Here is a 17,352-nt window from a genome sequence, read left to right on the forward strand (position 1 = left end):
CGCACCATGCGAGTACTGGCAGCAATGAGCGGGGGCGTGGACTCCTCCGTCGCTGCCGCGCGCCTTGTCGAGGCGGGGCACGACGTTATCGGCGTCCACCTCGCGCTGAGCAAAGATGCGCAACAGACACGCGAGTCGGCCCGCGGTTGCTGCTCCCTAGAAGATTCCGCCGATGCGCGCCGGGTCTGCGACAAACTCGGCATCCCGTTTTATGTGTGGGATTTCTCGGACCGCTTCAAAGCGGACGTTATCGACGATTTCGTCGATTCCTACGCCCGCGGCGAGACCCCCAACCCGTGCCTGCGCTGCAACGAGAAGATCAAGTTCGCTGCCTTGCTCGACCGCGCGGTCACGCTCGGTTTCGACGCCATCGCGACCGGCCACTACGCCATCATCGACAGCGACGGCAACCTCCGCCGTTCCGCTGACCCGCTGAAGGACCAGTCCTACGTGCTCGGCGTGCTCACCCGCGACGAGCTTGACCGCTGCATCTTCCCGGTCGGCGACACCGAGAAGCCGCAGATCCGCGAGGAAGCCGCTCGCCACGGCTTCTCCACCGCGTCGAAACCGGACTCCTACGACATCTGCTTCATCCCCGACGGCAACACGCAGGCTTTCCTCGGCCGCTCCATCGGCATGCGACCTGGCATGATCAAGGACACCGACGGCAACGAGCTCAAGGAGCACGACGGCGCGTTCCAGTACACGATCGGCCAGCGCAAAGGCCTGAACATCCGCGTGCCGGCCGCCGACGGCAAGCCGCGTTACGTCACTGATGTCGACGCCGCGACCGGCACCGTCACCGTTGGCCCGCGCGAGGCGCTGAAGGTCAGCGAAATCACCGCGGACCGTCTCAAGGTCCTCCACCCCGCAATGGAAGGCGAGTTCGAGGCCCTCGTTCAGATTCGCGCGCACGGGGGAGTCGTCGGGTGCAGGGCGCGTATCGACGGCTCGTCGATGACGCTCACACTCCACGAACCGCTCGAAGGTGTTGCCCGCGGTCAGGCCGCAGTGTTGTACCTGCCGGATCCGGACGGGCAGGGCGACATTGTGCTTGGCTCAGGCACGATCTGCGGCACCGCTTCAACCGCCTAGACTCAGCATCTGTGAACGAACATCTCGTCTGGACCAACCCGCTCGCACCCAAGTGGCGCTGGGGGCTGATCGGGCTTGTGGTGCTTGCGGTCCTCGGCGTGCTGGCGGCCATGGCCACGCAGCGTTTGAATACCTGGATAGGCATCGCCATCATGCTCGCTTTCGCCGTGCTGATTAACCTCATCCACCGCATCGGCACCTTCCTCATGGTGGATGCGGACGGTCTGCACTTCGGGATGTTCCCGCGTCCAAATGACGTTATTCCGCTCCAGCAAGTCAAGGAGGCACGTCTCGAGGAGTTGCCGGCCCACCACCGCGTGAAGCGCCCGTTCGGCTCGTTCGCGGATCCCGACAAACCAACCGTCAGCGTCGTAGACGCGAACTCGTCCACCCGTGCAGTGGTCCTGAAGACTCGCGACGGACGCACCATCAAAGTCGGCGTCGGCGACAACGGCCCAGCAGCAGAGACGTTCGTAGAATCCCTGCGCCAGCAGCGGCGGGGGATCCGTGGCTAACCAGCTTCCCTCCGCCCCGACCGCGTTCGGGCTCGGCCCGCTACCCGGCACCGACCTGGTGAACGCCGCCGACATCGTCATCTCCGAAACCCCACTGCCGCACATCCCGCAACTGCCTGACCGTGGCATCGGCTCCGACGCGATCGGGCGCACCGCAGCACTGCTCGACATCCCCGTCGAACCCGGCCCACGCGGCTGGCGTGTCGCCCCGCGCCCGCGCACCCAAACCCAATTCCGGGACCAGATGGAGCGTGACCTTGACGTTCTCGAGGAACTCTGGGCGGGCAAAGTCGATCAGCTCAAAGTGCAGCTTGTCGGCCCCTGGACGCTCGCGGCCGAAATCGAAATGGCCAACGGCCACCGAATGATCACCGACCCCGGCGCCCTTCGCGACATCACCGATGCGCTTGCCGGAGCGGTGGATCAGCATAAAAGTGCCGTCGATAAGCGAATTGCTTCAACCGTCCTGCAACTCGACGAGCCGCGACTCGTCGACATTGCTGTGGGCAACCTCAAGGGAGCGACCGATTACGAGGAGATCCGCGCGTACCCCGAGCCCTTCGAGCGGCTCGCAGGTTTCGGGGAGTTTTTGCTCAATGCACCATTGCTTATCGACGCCCCCTGGCAGACTGCAGACCTGAAGTCGCTGACCTTGGCTGGGCAGCGCGATCGGGTCGCGGGGTTGTTGGAAAGCGGGGCGCGGTTGGCAATTGCGCCTATCGAGCCGTCCTGGCTTTGGCGCTACTTTGACGAGCTGCAGCTGGATCCGGCTGAAGCGGCGCTCGATGTGTACGCGGCTGGTGGCGGTACTTTGGCAGACTCCGCTGCGAACTACCGCGCCGCGAGGGAGATGGCGGAAGGTTTGCGGTAACGCTTCGAAGCCAGCGGGGAGTATGCGATAGTTATCGCATGAAGAAAACTGCACATTCTATGATTCTTGCGCTGGCCGTTGCGGTCGCCGCCATTGTTGTTCCAGCTCACGCCGCTGAAAGTGACGCTCCTTCGATCCAAAAAGAGGCCACAACCCAGACTGACGCATCAGAAAGTCCGTCTGCTGAACCGGCTGAGGAGACTGCTGGTGCAGCCGGCACCACCGAAGCGTCCGAGTCGGCAAGCGAGGCTGCCGCGACGACGAGCACGACGGCCACGTCCCCCGCAACCACCACCACGCCAGCGCCCGCGACGACGCCCGCGACGACGCCGACCTCGGCTCCGGTGGCAGTTCCGGCTCCAACTGAGCGTGACGGTTCGTCGACCGGCGCGATCGTCGGTGGCGTTGTGGTCACCCTCGGCGTACTCGCGGCGGCAGCCGGTGGAGCGTGCTGGGCGATGCAACAGGGCATTATCCCGAACCCGCTGCCGGGCATCATCCCGTGCCACCCGCCGGCGCCGCCGGCCCCTCCGGCACCGGCGCCCGCTCCCGAACCTGCTCCGGCTCCGGCCCCAGAGCCGGCACCCGCACCGGCTCCAGCTCCTGCACCCGCTCCGCAGCCTGCCCCGGCACCTGCGCCGAGGCCAGCAGCGACCAAGCAGTACAAGAACTGCACGGCGGTGTGGAACGACCTCGGGCGTCCGATCCGTCGCGGTGAGCCCGGCTACGGATCGCACCTTGACCGCGACGGTGACGGCGTCGGCTGCGAGCGCCGCCCGAAGTAACTAGCAGTAACTAGCCCTTCATCGGCCAAGCCAGCGAAAAGTCGGAGGTGTCACGGCCCTTCGACTGGAAGTGGCGGCGGAGGTTCTCCTGGCAGTTGTAGTACTCCACTGCCTGGTACTCCATAAGTGAATCGGCGTCCATGTCGGCGAGTTCTGGCCAGATCTTGCGGACCTGCTTCCATGCAATACGTGCCGCGGCCATTGCGTCCGAGGTGGCTTCATGCGCGTTGTCTAGACGCACTCCATAGAACTCCGAAAGCGCAGTCAGGTTGCGGCTGCCCTTGCGGTAGCGGTCCCGGGCGCGGTCGATCACCAGCGGATCGAAGACGGGGCCGGTGACTGTGAAATCGCCGGTGAGGTTGCGCAGCACGGTGAGGTCGTATGGCGCGTTGAACACGATCAACGTTAGCCCGTCCTCCCAAGCCTGCTTGATCGCGTCAACCGTTTCGCGCAGCACCTCGTCGTGGTCGCGCCCTTCGGCGCGGGCCTTCTCCGTCGTGATGCCGTGCACGGCGGCGGCTGCCTCCGGAATTTCCACACCAGGGTCGGCAAGTGCTTCCGTGGCGGTGACCTCGGAGCCGTCGATACGCACGAGCGCACTGGTGACAATGCGAGCTTCCTGCGGGTTTGCCGACGTTGTTTCGAGGTCGAACGAGAGCATCCGCGACGCATCGAAGCCTGGTGGGGTTGCCATGCGGATTATTCTAACGGGCACCCCGACGCGCCAGCTCGAGTCTTTCGGAGCTCGCTTAAAGCTAGGGCAGTCCGAGGCTCACGCTGGTAGTTTCCGGGCAGGCTGCGACCCTCAAGCTGCATGGAATCAAGGGTTGATTTCCATGTCCGATCGCCCAGCTCCGCGACATCACGAGCAGCGGTCTTCCCAACGTCCATGTCTCCTCCTTCGTCAGAACGCTGACCCACTTGGAGCTGAATTTAAAAGTTGCCCCGTGAATAGGCGGGATCAATAGTCAAACGCATGTCGAGTCTAAGCGAGTTCCAACAGCAGGTCCTGAATGCGACCCGCATCGACCTTACGCACCAGGTGCACGCGGAGATCCCGCGCTTCCCGGCGTTCGAGCCGATGCGAGAGCGCACCGTGAACACGATCGCGGAACACCGATTCTGGGCGAAGGAGTACACATTCGCCACACCTTATGGAACGCACATTGATGCGCCTGGCCACTTCGCAGACGGCAAGAGACTCGTTGATGCCATCGGCGTCGACGAACTCATCCTCCCGTTGTACGTGCTGCACTTGGAAGACGAGGTGGCAAAGAACCCAGACTATGAGGTCACGGTAGACGCTATTACCGCGTTCGAGTCAGAGTATGGGGCGATCCCATCGGGAAGCTTCGTGGCCTTCTCGAGCGGGTGGCACGAACGCTGGGAAGACCCGGTAGCGTTCCGCAATCTCGACGACGACGGTGTGCAGCACACCCCGGGTTGGTCTCTCGAGGCATTGAAGTACCTGGTGGAAGAGCGAAACGTTGCCGCGATTGGACATGAGACACTCGATACGGACGCAGGTGTGACTGCCGCCCGAGAGGGTTTCCTTTACGGCGAGCTCTACATCCTCGAGCAGAACATCTACCAGGTCGAAGTCATGACCAACCTGGACCAGGTGCCTGCCACCGGGGCCGTGATTGTGGTCGGTCCGGCGAACATCAAGGGCGCGCCGTCGATCACGTCCCGCGTCTACGCGCTGCACGAGTAGCAGGCGACCTAGACTTGGGCGCTATGACTGACACCGCGCCCGAACTACAGGACCTCCACCGCCAGTGGGATGAGCTGGCCGAGCAGGTCCGCCACCACCGCGACCTGTACTACAACGGTCAGCCGGAAATTTCGGACGCCGAGTTCGACAAGATCTTCCGCGAGCTCCAGGCGTTCGAGGAAGCTCACCCGGAGTTCGCTGTCCCGGAGTCGCCGACCATGGAGGTCGGCGCCGCGCCAACGAGCGACGCCTTCGCCGATGTCGTCCACCTCGAGCGCATGCTCAGCCTGGACAACGTGTTCTCACCCGAGGAACTCACCGAGTGGCTGGAAAAGACACCCGGACCGTACGTCACCGAGCTGAAAATCGACGGGCTTTCCATCGATCTGGTCTACGAAAACGGCAAGCTCACCCGCGCCGCAACGCGTGGCGACGGCCGCGTCGGCGAGGACATCACCGCCAACGCGCGCGTCATCCCAGACATCCCACACGAGCTCACCGGCGACTTCCCGTCGCTGGTAGAGGTTCGCGGTGAGGTGTTCATCCGCCCAGAAGACTTCCCGGAACTCAACGAGCAGCGCATCGCGGAAGGCGGGAAGCCGTTTGCCAATCCGCGCAATACCGCAGCCGGAGGCCTGCGCCAGAAGAACCCGGAGGACGTGAAAAAGCGCAAGCTCCGCATGATCTGCCACGGCTTTGGCGCACGCGAAGGGTTCAACCCGCAAACCCAGTTCGAGGCTTACGAAAAACTTTCCGAATGGGGCCTGCCCGTCTCCGAGTACACCAAGCAGGCCGAGAAGCCGGAGGAGATTCTCGGCATCGTCGAGTACTGGGGCGAGCACCGCCACGACGCAATCCACGAGATCGACGGCCTCGTGATCAAGGTCGATCCGATTGCCACTCAGCGCCAGCTCGGCAACACCTCACGCGCCCCGCGCTGGGCAGTCGCCTACAAGTATCCGCCGGAAGAAGTGACCACGAAGCTCAACGACATCGCGGTTTCGATCGGCCGCACCGGCCGCGCCACACCGTTTGCTGTGCTCGAGCCCGTATTCGTCTCCGGTTCCACCGTCTCCATGGCCACCCTGCACAACCAACACGAGGTCAAACGCAAGGGCGTACTCATCGGCGACACCGTCGTCGTCCGCAAGGCCGGCGAGATCATCCCGGAGGTGCTCGGCCCGGTCGCCGATCTCCGCGACGGGACGGAGCGCGAGTTCGTTTTCCCCAAAGACTGCCCCGTCTGCGGCACCGAGCTCGCGCCCGCCAAGGAGGGCGATGCCGACTGGCGCTGCCCGAACACTCGCTCCTGCCCCGCGCAGCTCGGTGCCCGCCTGGAGTACATTGCCTCGCGCGGCGCGTTCGACATCGAGGCACTCGGCGAGAAGGGCGCCCAGGACCTCATCGCCTCCGGCGTGCTCGAAGACGAAGCCTGCCTTTTCGACCTCACCGAGGAAGACCTGCAAAAATCCCAGGCCTACACTCGCAAGGACGGCCAGATCAACGCCTCCGGCAAAAAGCTCCTCGCCAACCTCGAGCAGGCTAAAGGGGTCGAACTCTGGCGCGTCCTGGTGGGCTTGAGCATCAGGTATGTCGGTCCGACGGCAGCACGCGCGCTTGCGGCTCGTTTCAAGAGCATGGAGGCGCTTGTCGACGCCTCGGTCAACGAGCTTGCCGACACCGATGGCGTGGGCCAGATCATCGCCGAATCGTTCAAAGCGTGGTTCGAAGTGGACTGGCACCGTGAGATCGTGCGCCGGTGGGCCGACGCGGGCGTGCGCATGGAGGACGAAGCCGGCGAAGAGATCGAGCAAACCCTCGAGGGGCTTACCGTCGTAGCCACGGGTTCGCTCGAAGGCTTCACCCGCGACGAGGTCAAGGAGGCGATCATGTCCCGCGGCGGCAAGGCCGCCGGCAGTGTGTCGAAGAAGACCGACTACGTCGTGGTCGGGGAGAACGCCGGCTCAAAGGCCGCCAAAGCGGAGGAGCTCGGCGTCCCGATGCTCACCGAGGCGCAGTTTGTGCAGATGCTCGAGGGCGGTCCTTCGGCGCTGGACGGCGCGGGGGAGTAGCTGCCTGCCGGCCTACACTTCGTCCGGGTTCGCCGCGTAACGGTAACGGTAGATCTCTCGGGTTGTGTAGGCCGGATTGGTGCCGTTCCAGCGAAGCGTTCCCATGACGCGCAGACCCTTGTCGCGGGGTGGGAGATCCTGGGCCACAATTTCTGCGGCGCGGAAACAGGCCGGAATCGCAGAATGAATCGGCTCGCCGTCCACCGCCGCCAAGCACTTTGGCCCTAGCTTCCGAACGTCATCGTATCGCCGCTCGCGCAACGCGCATTCGAGGTCCCAAGAAAGGCTTCTGTCAGTGCGATCGAGTTCTGAAACCGGGAGGCGGTCCAGGTTCTCTGCCGTCACATCCGCGAGAAGGGCGTCGAGATCCACCGGGTCGAGTGCTGTGGTGACCAGGTCGATGATGGGGAAGTAGTTCGCGGTGATTTTGAGATAGACCCGATTCCCGCGGTTCGGGCCACGCACTCCGCGGCGAGCTGCACTGACGTGCTGCAGCCGCTGAAGGCGACGCTCGAGCTTAGTTTGCGCAGCGATCTCGGGTGCGCCGTTGAACTCGTCGAACTCGCCAAGAAGCTCCAGGAACCAGACGAAACGGGATACGCTGAGCGCCCGCGGATCTATGCTCTCGATCGCTTGGGGTATCAACGATATTTCACGAAGCGCAAAGTACTGTTCGCCCGGCAGGTCGTGCTGCTCGGCCATGTACGTCATCTCATCGCGCTCATCCAACCATGCCGACACGCCGTTCTTCGAATGGTCAACGTTCCGCTCAGCGATGACGCGTTGAATGTTTGGTGGGATCAGGTGAGCATGGGGTTTCGCCACCTGCTCTACCATTTCGTACATCAAATCAACGATGTCGTACTGCGTCAGATGCTCAAATATGCGCTCCGCAACAGGTTCGTACGGGTTTTGTTCGCGGCTGGTCATGACAACGTTTCGCTTTCTGCGCGTCCCTTCTGTACAACGGCGAAAATCCTGGCGGTGTAGATGCCAAGAAGCGCTGCTGTCCACACGGCAACGAACCACCAGAGGGGGAGTGGGAGGGTGCCGTTCCAATCAAGGCCTGAGGCTATTACCAACACAACGACCGTGAGGATTAGCATCCCGAACAATCCAGTCCGCGGCCTATCCTTCTTGCGGAATACCTTGTTGGTCTCCCACGCCAGCATCGCGACCACGAAGATGATGAGGATGGCGTCCATCATGAGATCACCTCAAGCAGTCCGACGCCTAAATCGTCCACCGGTTTGAAACTGTCTCCGGACACGTAGGCCGCCCTGTGGGGATCTTCACGATCCCAAACCAGCATGGAACTAAACCCAAACGTGCCGCCGTTATGGAACGTGTACGTGGGATCGTCGGCTTCAGTGATCCAGCCGTACTCCGGCCTCCCGTGCTCTGCCACCCACTCGACGTATTTCGCCATGTCGTACGGTGTCGAACGGATCGCACCCGCTGGTGCCCACCCGTCCATGTCCCACGGCTCAATAGGCAAACCAGTGGACCACAGGCCCCGCCGAAGGCCGCCGGCCCGCCCAGGTGTGGACAAAAACGTCTCAGTCATACCGGCGGGTTCGAAGATTCGGGTCCGAAGCAACTCCTCATATTCCACACCGGTGCGTGCTGCGAGCAGCTGCCCGAGCAAGGCATGCCCGTAGTTTGAGTAGTTCTCCTCGCCGCGACCGTCCAACTTTGCGTTGCCGGCGGCGTCGAGAATGTCTTGTGCGCTCTGCCTGCGGTAGGGGTTTCCTCCGTCGCGAATGTCGGAAAGCAATGCCTCGTACCAGCTGATGCTTTCAAGACGCTTGAGCCCGGAAGTGTGGTTAAGAAGCTCCTCCAAGGTGACGTCGTCAACCTCGCCGCCGGTGTTTCCGATGATGTCGGCGACGGTGGTTTCGAGTGTGATTGATCCCTCTTCGATGAGCTGGCGCACAAGCTCTGCGTTGAACGTCTTTGTCACTGAACCGATCTCAAACTCGGTGTGCTCGTCAGCACCGAGACCGCCGAAGGTGACCTCGCCGTTGTCGTAAATGAATCCTGCGAGCTGGTGGTGGCCCTTCTCCGCGTGATCAGCGAAAAAGGAGGCGATGCGTGCATCTCCGGTGCGGTCGCTGGCGAGAGGGATGTTGCGGGGGCCGAAGGCGATAAGCAGTGCTGCGGCGAGAACGCCGACACCGGCGCCGGCCAGGATGGAGGTGGTGGTGAGGTTGCGCATTAGTGGGCCCCCGAGGCGATCATGATTGTCATCAGCGGAATCACGCGTGCTGGGGGGATCTCGTAGGCGCCGGCGGTTTTTGATACCCATCCGGCGGACTGGAGTTCCTTCAAGTGGTGGTAGGCGGTGCCGGTGGAGGAGACGATTTCTGCTTCGACGAGATCGGCAGCGGTGGCTGGTTTATTGAGCAAGTGGCGCAGCATTTCGCCGCGGACGGGATGGGCGAGTGCTGCGATGCGTTCGATCTGGTCGTCCCATGGATCGTCCGTGATCCAGCGAGTTGGCCGGGCCCATTGGTATTCGTAATCACCTGTGCCGAGCGTGACAGAGCCATGCAGCGTCACGCCCCCGTCAACGGTGGAGTTGTAGTCAATGGGCACCTCGCCGGGGGAGCCGGGAAAGTGTGCTTCGAGTGCGGCAACGCGCGCCTCAAGCGCTTCGATGCGCTGTATGGCGTCTGAATTCATGAATTCTAGAATTCCAGAGAAGTGAAAACACGGCAACCTTGCGCCACACCTAAACCTCGGACCAAGCGCATCGGATCCGCGCCAGTTTTGCACTTTCCAGCGCATATCCAGGACATATGATCCGGGGTTTGCGTCGGGGGAGGAGCGCCGAACTAGATGATGCGCCGCTGCCGCGCCGTATCCACCGCAGCAGTGCGGTTGTCCACGCCCAACTTGGAGTAAATGTGAATCAGGTGCGTCTTCACCGTCGCCTGCGAGATGAACAACCGCTGCGCAATCTCCCGATTCGACGCACCCGTCTGCAGAGCCTGCAGTAGCTCGATCTCACGCTCGGATAGCGCTCCGTCGGGGCGCATCACCCGCTCCGCCAACACATTTGCCACCTGCGGCGACAGCGCGCGTTCGCGCCGGGCGGCACGCACCACAGCGTCGTGTAGTTCGTCCTCGGGCGCGTCTTTGAGTAGGTAACCCATCGCCCCGGCTTCCACAGCGGCGACCACGTCTGCCTGCGTGTCGTAGGTGGTCAGGATGAGCACCGGCGGTCCGCCCTCTGCCACCAGGCGGCGTGTCAAGGCGATGCCGTCGGCCTTGGGCATTTGAATGTCGCTGACTACCACGTCTACACCCGCAGGCACCTCGGCGGTCCCGTCGGCGGCCTCGGCCACCACTTCGATGTCGCCGAACGAGTTCAAAACGGCTCGCAAGCCTGCACGGACGACAGGGTGATCGTCGATAAGCATGACCTGCAACTTCTCTGAACCCTGCACTATCGTCCTTCCTTTTGCCCACTGAGCGGCAACGTCGCTGCGAGCACGTTGCCCTCAACCGTGAGCTCCCCGCCAGCCTCCTCCACCCGCGCGCGCAGCCCCTTCAGACCGAAACCTTCCGGGCCGGTGATGCCGCGGCCATTGTCGTAAATATCGACGGTTGCTTGGGCACCAAGCTTATCGACGGTCACAACAGCGACGTTGGCCCCAGCGTGACGCACAACATTGCTCAAGCCTTCGCGCACGATGCGTTCGGTGACCGATGCCGCCGGTTCCGGAAGGTCAACAGCGTTAACGCGGACATCCAACGGTGTGCCCAGCGCGCGCTGGCGGGCCTCCGCGCCCCGGGCGAGCCGCTCGATGCGCGCGGTCAGCGGCTCGGGGGCGGGCGCGTCACCTACTGCTCCGGCCGCGTTGCCGGAGACGAAGCGGCGGGCTTCCGAGAGGTTATCGGCGGCGGTCTCTCGAATGACGGTGAGCGTGTCGTGGGCGGACGTGGGGGCGTCGATAAGCGAAAGCTCTTTGTCTAGAGCTCGGCCGAGCAACACGATGGAGCTCAAGCCCTGAGCCATGGTGTCGTGGACCTCGCGGGAGAGGCGCGAGCGCTCCTCGGCGACTCCGGCCGCGTGCTCGGCGGCGGCGAGCTCGAGTTGGGCGGCCTGCAGATCCGCGGCGAGCTGGCGGTAGTGCTCCGCGTCGGCGCGAAGCACCTGGTAAGCGTGCACGATGCCGACGGCCAAAATCGTGCCAATCGTGGGGCCAATGAGGCCGCCGATGCCGCTTCCTGGGACGGTGACCGTGAGGGTGTAGGCCAACAGGCCTGCGGTGACGGCGAGCCCCCACCCGGTGGGCAAGACGAAACACGCAACCATGACCAGCGGGAACTCCAGCCAGACGAAGGTGGGGGAGAGTGCGGCGAGGATGATCCAGAGCACGATGACCGCGGTGAGCCATACAGCCGCCTGGCCGTGTGTGTAGGCGCGACCGCGGTTCTGGTGCACCGTGCCGAAGAGGTAGATGGCGGCGAACGCGGTGACTACGCACATCGTGAGCCACGAGCGGGTGCCGATCAGTCCCACCACCAACAGGACGGCGACGAGCACGTGCAGGCTCACGCGCAGTGTGGCCAAGATCCGGTTCGAGCTCATGCGCGCAACACTAGCGCGCAGCACCTACAGCTAGGGGGACGGCGAATCAACCGATCGGTTGATTCCGATTTCAACCGGCTTCCCGATGTCTCAATGCCCTGGTCAGCGCCACAATCGGAGCCATGTTCGTAGCAATTCGAGAAATCAAGAAAGCGAAGGGGCGCTTCGGGCTGATCGTTGGCACCGTCGCGTTGATCACCCTTCTCGTTGTTGTCCTTACCGGCCTGACCTCGGGTCTGGGCAAGCAGAACACGTCTGCGCTGGAGGCACTCGCGCCAGAAGCTGTGGTGTTTGAGGACCCGGAGAATCCGTCCTTCACCACTTCCCGCGTAGACGCAAAGGACGGCACCGTGCCGCTGGGCACCGGCCAAACCCTGATGCAGGCCGCCGACGGCGAAGAGGACTCCGTCGCCGTCCTCGCGTTGCCGAGCGGCACCGAGCTACCTGGCGGTGAAGTGCTGGGCAGCGGCGCTGTCGCGTCGGAGTCGATCGGGCTTGCCGCTGGCGAGTCGGTGCGTATCGGCCCGGCCGAGACGACCGTCGACACGGTCACAGGTGACTTGCAGTTCTCCCACACTCCGGTGATCTGGGTGCCCACCGAGATCTGGCAGCAGGCGTTCCACACCGACGCGGACGGCACCGTGCTGCTTTCTCAGGACGCGCACATTGAGGGCGGCGTGAGCCTGAAGGAGTCCTTCCAGGGTCTGGCGGCATACGGCTCCGAGCGGGGATCGTTGATGCTCATCCAAGGCTTCCTCTACGCCATCGCGGCGCTGGTGATCATCGCGTTCCTCACCGTGTGGACCATGCAGCGCACTCGAGACCTGGCAATCCTCAAGGCCATCGGCGCATCGAACAAGTACCTGATGAAGGACGCGCTCGGCCAGTCCGCAGTACTGCTCGCACTCGGTGTCCTGGTCGGCGGCCTCGGCGCCTTCGGCATCGGCATGGCCATGGCCGGCGTCGCGCCCTTCACGCTTTCCGCGCCTGTGATCGCCGCGCCGCCGGTCGCCGTGTGGGTGCTCGGCATGGCCGGTGCACTCCTGGCAACCCGCTCCATCACCAAAATCAACCCGCAAAGCGCACTTGGAGGTGTCGCGTAATGTCAAACGCCAATCTCGAGCTCAACAACGTCACAGTCACCTTCCAAGACGGCCAGGAGCGCCTCACCGTACTCGACAACTTGGACTTCACAGCAGAACCCGGCCAGCTCACCTTCGTCGTTGGCGAATCCGGCTCCGGCAAGTCCACACTGCTCTCAGTCGCAGCCGGCCTGATTCAGCCCGATTCCGGCACCGCCACGCTCGGCGGGGTAGAGATCAATGACGAGGTGCGCCGCGACAAGATCGGCATGATCTTCCAGCAAGCTAACCTCATCTCCGCCCTCAACGTCCGCGACCAGCTCCTGGTCACCGACCACTTGCGAGGCATGAAGCCCCGCAAGAATAGGGCCGATGAGCTGCTCGCCGCCGTCGGCCTCGAGGACTTGGGCGACCGCGACATGAAGGCGCTCTCCGGCGGGCAGCGCCAGCGCGTCGGCATCGCTCGAGCGCTCATGGGGGAGCCGGAGCTAGTGCTTGCCGACGAACCCACCGCCGCACTGGACCACGAGCGTTCCGAGGACATTGTCGCGTTGCTTCGCTGGCTGGTAGAAGATCGCGGCATTGCCTGCGGATTCGTGACCCACGACCGCTCGCTGATTACGGAGGGCGATGCCGTCTTCGAGATGGATAAGCGCGCAGCAGCGCTGGTCTAAACGGTCTGCATGCGCTGGGTTAGCGCAGCATCGCGCCGATGATCGCGCCAAGGTCGCCGATATGGGTGACCTCTGACGCCAAATAATCCGGCCCACCCACGCGGCCGACTACAAGGACGAGGTCGGTCCCGGTCAACGGTGCGACCGCAAGGGCTGTGTCCAACAGGCCCCACCCCTCCGGTACCCACGGCTCAGACTCGGCGTCCAGCACCCGCGGTCCGTCGAGTTCGATCACCGGAGGCCGGGAGCCGTCGTCGCCTGGAGCCGCGTCCGAGGCGGCCACGCGCTCCATACCGTCGCCAACACTTTGCAGCACCACAGCCCAAGACGAAGTCATGGTCCGCGGCATCAAGTCCACAAGCTCATTCAGCGCGCCTTCGCGGCTTCTCGCTTCCTGCGCAACACGGGCCAGCATCTGTACTTGTCCCCGACGGTCAACGCGACCGGTAAACGGGCGGATCGAATCGACCTCGACCCCCTCCACCTCGGCGGACGCGGTAATCACCGCGTCGATCATGGTCCCGGTGGGAAGTTCCACGACGATGTCGTCCGTGACCATCCCGTCGGGACTCGTGTGCACAATGTCGACGGACTTGATGTTCGCGCCTGCTAACCCGAAGGCCTCGGCGAGCTCGCCTAGGCTGCCGGGGACGTCCGGAATGGACACGCGAATGAGGTAGGCCATGGCTCCTTTTATAACACCCGGCGCGTTCGCTGCGGGTGCTGGTTCCCGCCGTCCGTCGGCTGCAGACGGTGCCGTAAGATGAAGCCGTTGATTGCAAAACCACGCGACTTGAAGGAATCAGTAGTGGCTGAGATTTCACGCGACGAGGTGTCGCGCATCGCTCGTTTGGCGCGTATCGCGCTGAACGACGACGAGCTTGACCAGATCGCCGGGCAGTTGGACACCATCATCGAGGCCGTTTCTGCGGTGCAGCAGGTAGATACTGACGGTGTCATCCCGATGAGCCACCCGCACTCGGTGGAGGCGGAGATGCGCGAGGATATCCAGCGCACCACGCTGACTCAGGAACAAGCATTGGATCAAGCACCCGCAGTTGAAGATGACCGCTTCGTGGTTCCGCAGATTCTCGGCGAGGGGGAGTAACACAGCATGACTACATACACGCTGCCAACTGAGGGCTTGGTGTCCAAGCCGGCACACGAGCTCGCCGCGATGATTCAGGCCGGTGAGATCACCTCCCGCGAGGTCACGCAGGCCTTCCTGGACCGCATTGCGGAGACCGACGGCGAGATTGGCGCGTTCCTCCACGTCGGTCCTGAGGAAGCGCTCGCAGCTGCCGATGCCGTGGACGCACAAGTAAATGAGGGCGGTACACCCGCCTCCGCGCTCGCAGGTGTGCCACTGGCACTGAAAGACCTGTTGGTGACCACCGATGCGCCGACCACTGCGGCGTCGAAAATGCTCGAGGGCTACATGAGCCCGTACGACGCGACCGTCGTGAAGAAGCTGCGCGAGGCTGGCATTCCGATCCTGGGCAAGACGAACTTGGACGAGTTCGCAATGGGCTCTTCGACCGAGAACTCCGCGTACAAGAAGACGAAGAACCCGCACGACCTTGAGCGCGTACCGGGTGGTTCCGGTGGCGGCACCGCGGCGGCACTCGCCGCTGGTCAGGCCCCGCTCGGCATCGGTACGGACACCGGCGGCTCCATCCGCCAGCCGGCGTCGCTTACCGGCACCGTGGGAGTCAAGCCCACGTACGGCGGCGTGAGCCGCTACGGCGTTATCGCTTGTGCCTCCTCGCTCGACCAGGTGGGCCCGTGCGCGAATACCGTGCTCGATACTGCGCTGTTGCACGAGATCATCGGCGGGCACGACGAGTTCGACGCCACGAGCGTCGATAAGCAAATGCCCTCTCTGGCTGATGCCGCGCGAGAGGGTGCCAAGGGTGATTTGAGCGGCGTGAAGATCGGCCGGATCAAGCAGTTCAACCGCCCGGGCACCCAGGATGGTGTACGCGAGCGCATTGATGCAGCCTACGAGCAGCTTGCGGCCCAGGGCGCGGAAATCGTCGAGGTCGACTGCCCGAGCTTCGACGACGTCATGGGCGCGTACTACATCATCCAGATGTCCGAGGTGAGCTCGAACCTCGCTCGTTTCGACGGCATGCGCTACGGCCTGCGCACCGGCGACGACGGCACCCACTCCGCCGAAGAGGTCATGGCGATCACCCGCGGCGAGGGTTTCGGTTCCGAGGTCAAGCGCCGCATCATCCTGGGCACCTACGCGCTCTCGGTCGGTTACTACGACGCTTACTACCTGCAGGCTCAGCGCGTGCGTACCCTTATCGCCCAGGATTTCGAGAGGGCTTTTGAGCTTTGCGACGTCATCGCTGGTCCCGCTGTTCCGTCGACGGCTTTCAAGCTCGGCGAGAAGGTCGACGATCCGCTGGCGATGTACAACTTCGACCTGTTCACCCTGCCGCTGAACCTGGCTGGGCTGCCGGGCATGTCGGTGCCGGTGGGCATGGCCAGCGATACTGGTCTGCCGGTCGGCCTGCAGCTGATTGCGCCGGCGTTTGCCGATGACCGGATCTACCGGGTAGGCGCAGCAGTTGAGGCTGGTCTCGCGGCAAGTGAGAACTAACCACTGGAGTACCCTCGCGGCCCTTTCCGCTGGGTACTTTCTAGTCCTCTTCGACCAGGGCTTTATGCCGGTGGTCACCCCGCTCTTACCATTCGAGGTCACCAACTCTGTGTGGCTGACCAGCATGTTCCTGCTGTTCTCTGTCGCGCCGATGCCGGCCGCGGGACGGTTAGGTGACGCTTTTGGTCACAGGCGGATGTTCCTTCTTGGGCTTGCAATTACGGCGGCCGGCCTGCTGCTGGCAGGTTCATCCTGGTCCTTTGCGGCGCTCGTGGTGGGCCGTGCGGCCCAGGGCCTCGGCGTGGCCATCTTCCTGCCGCAGGCGTTCGCGGTCCTGCCGAAGGTGTTCCCGGAGCAGCTTCAAGGCCGCGCGTTCGCAGCCTGGGGTGTCATCGGCTCCGTAGCGTCGCTGCTTGGCCCGATTGTCGGTGGCGCGATCGCGCAGTCGCAGGGGTGGCGCGCGGCGTTCTTCGTCCAAGCGGCGCTGTGCGCTGTGGCGCTGCTGGCTGCGGCGATCTGGGTTCCGCAACTTCCGAAGGCGCAGGTACGCGTGCCCGTGTTGGGTGTGCTGTTGTCCTTCGGCGGCCTCGGCTCGCTGGTGTACGGCATTCAGTACGGCGGCTGGCTCAGCATCCTCTTCGGTGTGCTCTGCTTAGCACTGCTGGTCCTGGCCGCTCGCAACGGCCAGGACCAGGGCTTTCTGCCGCTGTACCTGCTGCGAGATCGCACCTTCGCGTTTGGCACTGTCGCCATCTTCGCCATGGGTTTCTCGGTAGCCTCGATGTTTATCCCGATGATGTACTGGCTGCAAACTGTCGCCGGCGCAAGCCCAACGATGTCGGGGTTCATCACTGCGCCGATGTCGGTGGTTGCATTCGTGGCAACTCCGGTCGCCGGCTATCTCACGGACAAGCGCGACCCGCGCCGTCTCTGCGTCGCCGGGTTCGCCGTGCAGGCGGTAGCTATTGCTCTGGCTATCGCGTTGATCCTGGGCTCTGCGGAGCCGGCGTGGTTCGGTCTCACGACAGCGCTCCTTGGGTTGGGCAGCGCATTCGTGTGGGCTCCGAACGCAGCGTTGACCATGCGCGGCATTCCAGAGGCTGACGCCGGTGCAGCTTCCGGCTTGTACAACACCTCCCGCCAGGTGGGCAGCGTGCTTGGCGTGGCGCTCGTTGGCGCGGTACTTGCCACCGGAGAGATCGCCGACACCGCAGCTCCAGCGATGGCACTGCCGCTTGTCGCGTTCCTCGTTGGCGTGGTCAGCGCACTGCTGCTCAGTCGCACCGTGGCGAATCCCCCGCGCACTGCCAGCGCTCTGGCTTCGCGCTAGGCT

Annotated in this window: 19 protein-coding genes; 11 read left to right on the forward strand and 8 right to left on the reverse strand. The window is 63.7% G+C overall.

Annotated features, from left to right (window positions below):
- Nucleotides 1-6 precede the first annotated feature (6 nt).
- The 4 genes from mnmA to CGLAU_RS05390 are packed head-to-tail and all read left to right on the forward strand — an operon-like array spanning nt 7 to nt 3,266.
- Entirely contained in the window at nt 7-1,095 is a 1,089-nt protein-coding gene (gene mnmA, locus CGLAU_RS05375; protein WP_095659797.1) for a tRNA 2-thiouridine(34) synthase MnmA, read from the forward strand.
- An 11-nt stretch (nt 1,096-1,106) separates the two neighbouring features.
- Complete coding sequence (locus tag CGLAU_RS05380; RefSeq protein WP_095659798.1) at nt 1,107-1,610, forward strand: hypothetical protein; 504 nt, start codon at nt 1,107-1,109, stop codon at nt 1,608-1,610.
- Nucleotides 1,603-2,481 carry a uroporphyrinogen decarboxylase/cobalamine-independent methonine synthase family protein gene (locus CGLAU_RS05385; RefSeq protein WP_095659799.1) on the forward strand — a complete coding sequence of 293 codons (879 nt, stop codon included), beginning with the start codon at nt 1,603-1,605 and terminating at the stop codon, nt 2,479-2,481. Before CGLAU_RS05380 ends, CGLAU_RS05385 begins: the two co-directional genes overlap by 8 nt.
- Before the next feature lie 59 nt (nt 2,482-2,540).
- Nucleotides 2,541-3,266 carry an excalibur calcium-binding domain-containing protein gene (locus CGLAU_RS05390; protein WP_095659800.1) on the forward strand — a complete coding sequence of 242 codons (726 nt, stop codon included), beginning with the start codon at nt 2,541-2,543 and terminating at the stop codon, nt 3,264-3,266.
- Between the two features lie 10 nt (nt 3,267-3,276).
- Here CGLAU_RS05390 and CGLAU_RS05395 read toward each other — a convergent pair whose 3' ends face one another.
- On the reverse strand, nt 3,277-3,960 hold the full coding sequence (locus CGLAU_RS05395) for a 3'-5' exonuclease (RefSeq protein WP_095659801.1): 684 nt from the start codon (nt 3,958-3,960) through the stop codon (nt 3,277-3,279).
- A gap of 282 nt (nt 3,961-4,242) precedes the next feature.
- Between CGLAU_RS05395 and CGLAU_RS05400 the strand changes: the two genes are divergently transcribed.
- Together CGLAU_RS05400 and ligA are read left to right on the forward strand one after the other, a co-directional pair.
- On the forward strand, nt 4,243-4,980 hold the full coding sequence (locus CGLAU_RS05400; protein ID WP_095659802.1) for a cyclase family protein: 738 nt from the start codon (nt 4,243-4,245) through the stop codon (nt 4,978-4,980).
- A gap of 23 nt (nt 4,981-5,003) precedes the next feature.
- A complete protein-coding gene (gene ligA / locus CGLAU_RS05405) occupies nt 5,004-7,052 on the forward strand; it encodes an NAD-dependent DNA ligase LigA (protein ID WP_095659803.1) in 2,049 nt (682 codons plus the stop codon).
- Nucleotides 7,053-7,064: 12 nt separating this feature from the next.
- Here ligA and CGLAU_RS05410 read toward each other — a convergent pair whose 3' ends face one another.
- The 6 genes from CGLAU_RS05410 to CGLAU_RS05435 all read right to left on the reverse strand — a co-directional run bounded on the left by CGLAU_RS05410 (nt 7,065) and on the right by CGLAU_RS05435 (nt 11,652).
- Nucleotides 7,065-7,982, reverse strand: a complete 918-nt coding sequence (locus tag CGLAU_RS05410; RefSeq protein ID WP_095659804.1) for a hypothetical protein — start codon at nt 7,980-7,982, stop codon at nt 7,065-7,067.
- Entirely contained in the window at nt 7,979-8,260 is a 282-nt protein-coding gene (locus CGLAU_RS05415; protein WP_095659805.1) for a hypothetical protein, read from the reverse strand. The genes CGLAU_RS05410 and CGLAU_RS05415 overlap by 4 nt, the downstream gene beginning before the upstream one ends.
- Entirely contained in the window at nt 8,257-9,270 is a 1,014-nt protein-coding gene (locus tag CGLAU_RS05420; RefSeq protein WP_157731275.1) for a serine hydrolase domain-containing protein, read from the reverse strand. The genes CGLAU_RS05415 and CGLAU_RS05420 overlap by 4 nt, the downstream gene beginning before the upstream one ends.
- On the reverse strand, nt 9,270-9,737 hold the full coding sequence (locus CGLAU_RS05425) for an ArsR/SmtB family transcription factor (RefSeq protein ID WP_095659807.1): 468 nt from the start codon (nt 9,735-9,737) through the stop codon (nt 9,270-9,272). Before CGLAU_RS05425 ends, CGLAU_RS05420 begins: the two co-directional genes overlap by 1 nt.
- Before the next feature lie 152 nt (nt 9,738-9,889).
- Nucleotides 9,890-10,477, reverse strand: coding sequence for a response regulator transcription factor (locus CGLAU_RS05430; protein ID WP_095661062.1), 588 nt, complete (start codon nt 10,475-10,477; stop codon nt 9,890-9,892).
- A gap of 26 nt (nt 10,478-10,503) precedes the next feature.
- Nucleotides 10,504-11,652: a sensor histidine kinase gene (locus CGLAU_RS05435; protein ID WP_095659808.1), complete on the reverse strand. Its 1,149-nt coding sequence runs from the start codon at nt 11,650-11,652 to the stop codon at nt 10,504-10,506.
- 122 nt (nt 11,653-11,774) lie between these two features.
- Between CGLAU_RS05435 and CGLAU_RS05440 the strand changes: the two genes are divergently transcribed.
- Together CGLAU_RS05440 and CGLAU_RS05445 are read left to right on the forward strand one after the other, a co-directional pair.
- Complete coding sequence (locus tag CGLAU_RS05440) at nt 11,775-12,755, forward strand: ABC transporter permease (protein WP_095659809.1); 981 nt, start codon at nt 11,775-11,777, stop codon at nt 12,753-12,755.
- A complete protein-coding gene (locus tag CGLAU_RS05445) occupies nt 12,755-13,408 on the forward strand; it encodes an ABC transporter ATP-binding protein (protein ID WP_095659810.1) in 654 nt (217 codons plus the stop codon). Before CGLAU_RS05440 ends, CGLAU_RS05445 begins: the two co-directional genes overlap by 1 nt.
- A gap of 19 nt (nt 13,409-13,427) precedes the next feature.
- On the opposite strand, the gene CGLAU_RS05450 is transcribed toward CGLAU_RS05445, so the two are convergent.
- Nucleotides 13,428-14,093, reverse strand: coding sequence for an ACT domain-containing protein (locus CGLAU_RS05450; RefSeq protein WP_095659811.1), 666 nt, complete (start codon nt 14,091-14,093; stop codon nt 13,428-13,430).
- Between the two features lie 123 nt (nt 14,094-14,216).
- Here CGLAU_RS05450 and gatC point away from each other — a divergent pair, with 123 nt between their 5' ends.
- The 3 genes from gatC to CGLAU_RS05465 are packed head-to-tail and all read left to right on the forward strand — an operon-like array spanning nt 14,217 to nt 17,349.
- Complete coding sequence (gene gatC, locus CGLAU_RS05455) at nt 14,217-14,516, forward strand: Asp-tRNA(Asn)/Glu-tRNA(Gln) amidotransferase subunit GatC (RefSeq protein WP_095659812.1); 300 nt, start codon at nt 14,217-14,219, stop codon at nt 14,514-14,516.
- 6 nt (nt 14,517-14,522) lie between these two features.
- Entirely contained in the window at nt 14,523-16,019 is a 1,497-nt protein-coding gene (gene gatA / locus CGLAU_RS05460) for an Asp-tRNA(Asn)/Glu-tRNA(Gln) amidotransferase subunit GatA (protein WP_095659813.1), read from the forward strand.
- The gene (locus CGLAU_RS05465) at nt 16,009-17,349 is read left to right on the forward strand and encodes an MFS transporter (protein ID WP_232507219.1); all 1,341 of its coding nucleotides are present in this window, start codon (nt 16,009-16,011) and stop codon (nt 17,347-17,349) included. The genes gatA and CGLAU_RS05465 overlap by 11 nt, the downstream gene beginning before the upstream one ends.
- The last annotated feature ends 3 nt before the right edge of the window (nt 17,350-17,352 follow it).

It is taken from the genome of Corynebacterium glaucum, from assembly GCF_002287505.1.
Classification (GTDB): domain Bacteria; phylum Actinomycetota; class Actinomycetes; order Mycobacteriales; family Mycobacteriaceae; genus Corynebacterium; species Corynebacterium glaucum.

Coding starts and splice junctions, on each gene's coding strand:
- mnmA (WP_095659797.1), top strand. CDS start 7: ATGCGAGTACTGGCAGCAATGAGCGGGGGCGTGGACTCCTCCGTCGCT.
- CGLAU_RS05390 (WP_095659800.1), top strand. CDS start 2,541: ATGATTCTTGCGCTGGCCGTTGCGGTCGCCGCCATTGTTGTTCCAGCT.
- CGLAU_RS05395 (WP_095659801.1), bottom strand. CDS start 3,960: ATGGCAACCCCACCAGGCTTCGATGCGTCGCGGATGCTCTCGTTCGAC.
- CGLAU_RS05400 (WP_095659802.1), top strand. CDS start 4,243: ATGTCGAGTCTAAGCGAGTTCCAACAGCAGGTCCTGAATGCGACCCGC.
- ligA (WP_095659803.1), top strand. CDS start 5,004: ATGACTGACACCGCGCCCGAACTACAGGACCTCCACCGCCAGTGGGAT.
- CGLAU_RS05410 (WP_095659804.1), bottom strand. CDS start 7,982: ATGACCAGCCGCGAACAAAACCCGTACGAACCTGTTGCGGAGCGCATA.
- CGLAU_RS05415 (WP_095659805.1), bottom strand. CDS start 8,260: ATGATGGACGCCATCCTCATCATCTTCGTGGTCGCGATGCTGGCGTGG.
- CGLAU_RS05420 (WP_157731275.1), bottom strand. CDS start 9,270: ATGCGCAACCTCACCACCACCTCCATCCTGGCCGGCGCCGGTGTCGGC.
- CGLAU_RS05425 (WP_095659807.1), bottom strand. CDS start 9,737: ATGAATTCAGACGCCATACAGCGCATCGAAGCGCTTGAGGCGCGCGTT.
- CGLAU_RS05430 (WP_095661062.1), bottom strand. CDS start 10,477: ATGCTTATCGACGATCACCCTGTCGTCCGTGCAGGCTTGCGAGCCGTT.
- CGLAU_RS05435 (WP_095659808.1), bottom strand. CDS start 11,652: ATGAGCTCGAACCGGATCTTGGCCACACTGCGCGTGAGCCTGCACGTG.
- CGLAU_RS05440 (WP_095659809.1), top strand. CDS start 11,775: ATGTTCGTAGCAATTCGAGAAATCAAGAAAGCGAAGGGGCGCTTCGGG.
- CGLAU_RS05445 (WP_095659810.1), top strand. CDS start 12,755: ATGTCAAACGCCAATCTCGAGCTCAACAACGTCACAGTCACCTTCCAA.
- CGLAU_RS05450 (WP_095659811.1), bottom strand. CDS start 14,093: ATGGCCTACCTCATTCGCGTGTCCATTCCGGACGTCCCCGGCAGCCTA.
- gatA (WP_095659813.1), top strand. CDS start 14,523: ATGACTACATACACGCTGCCAACTGAGGGCTTGGTGTCCAAGCCGGCA.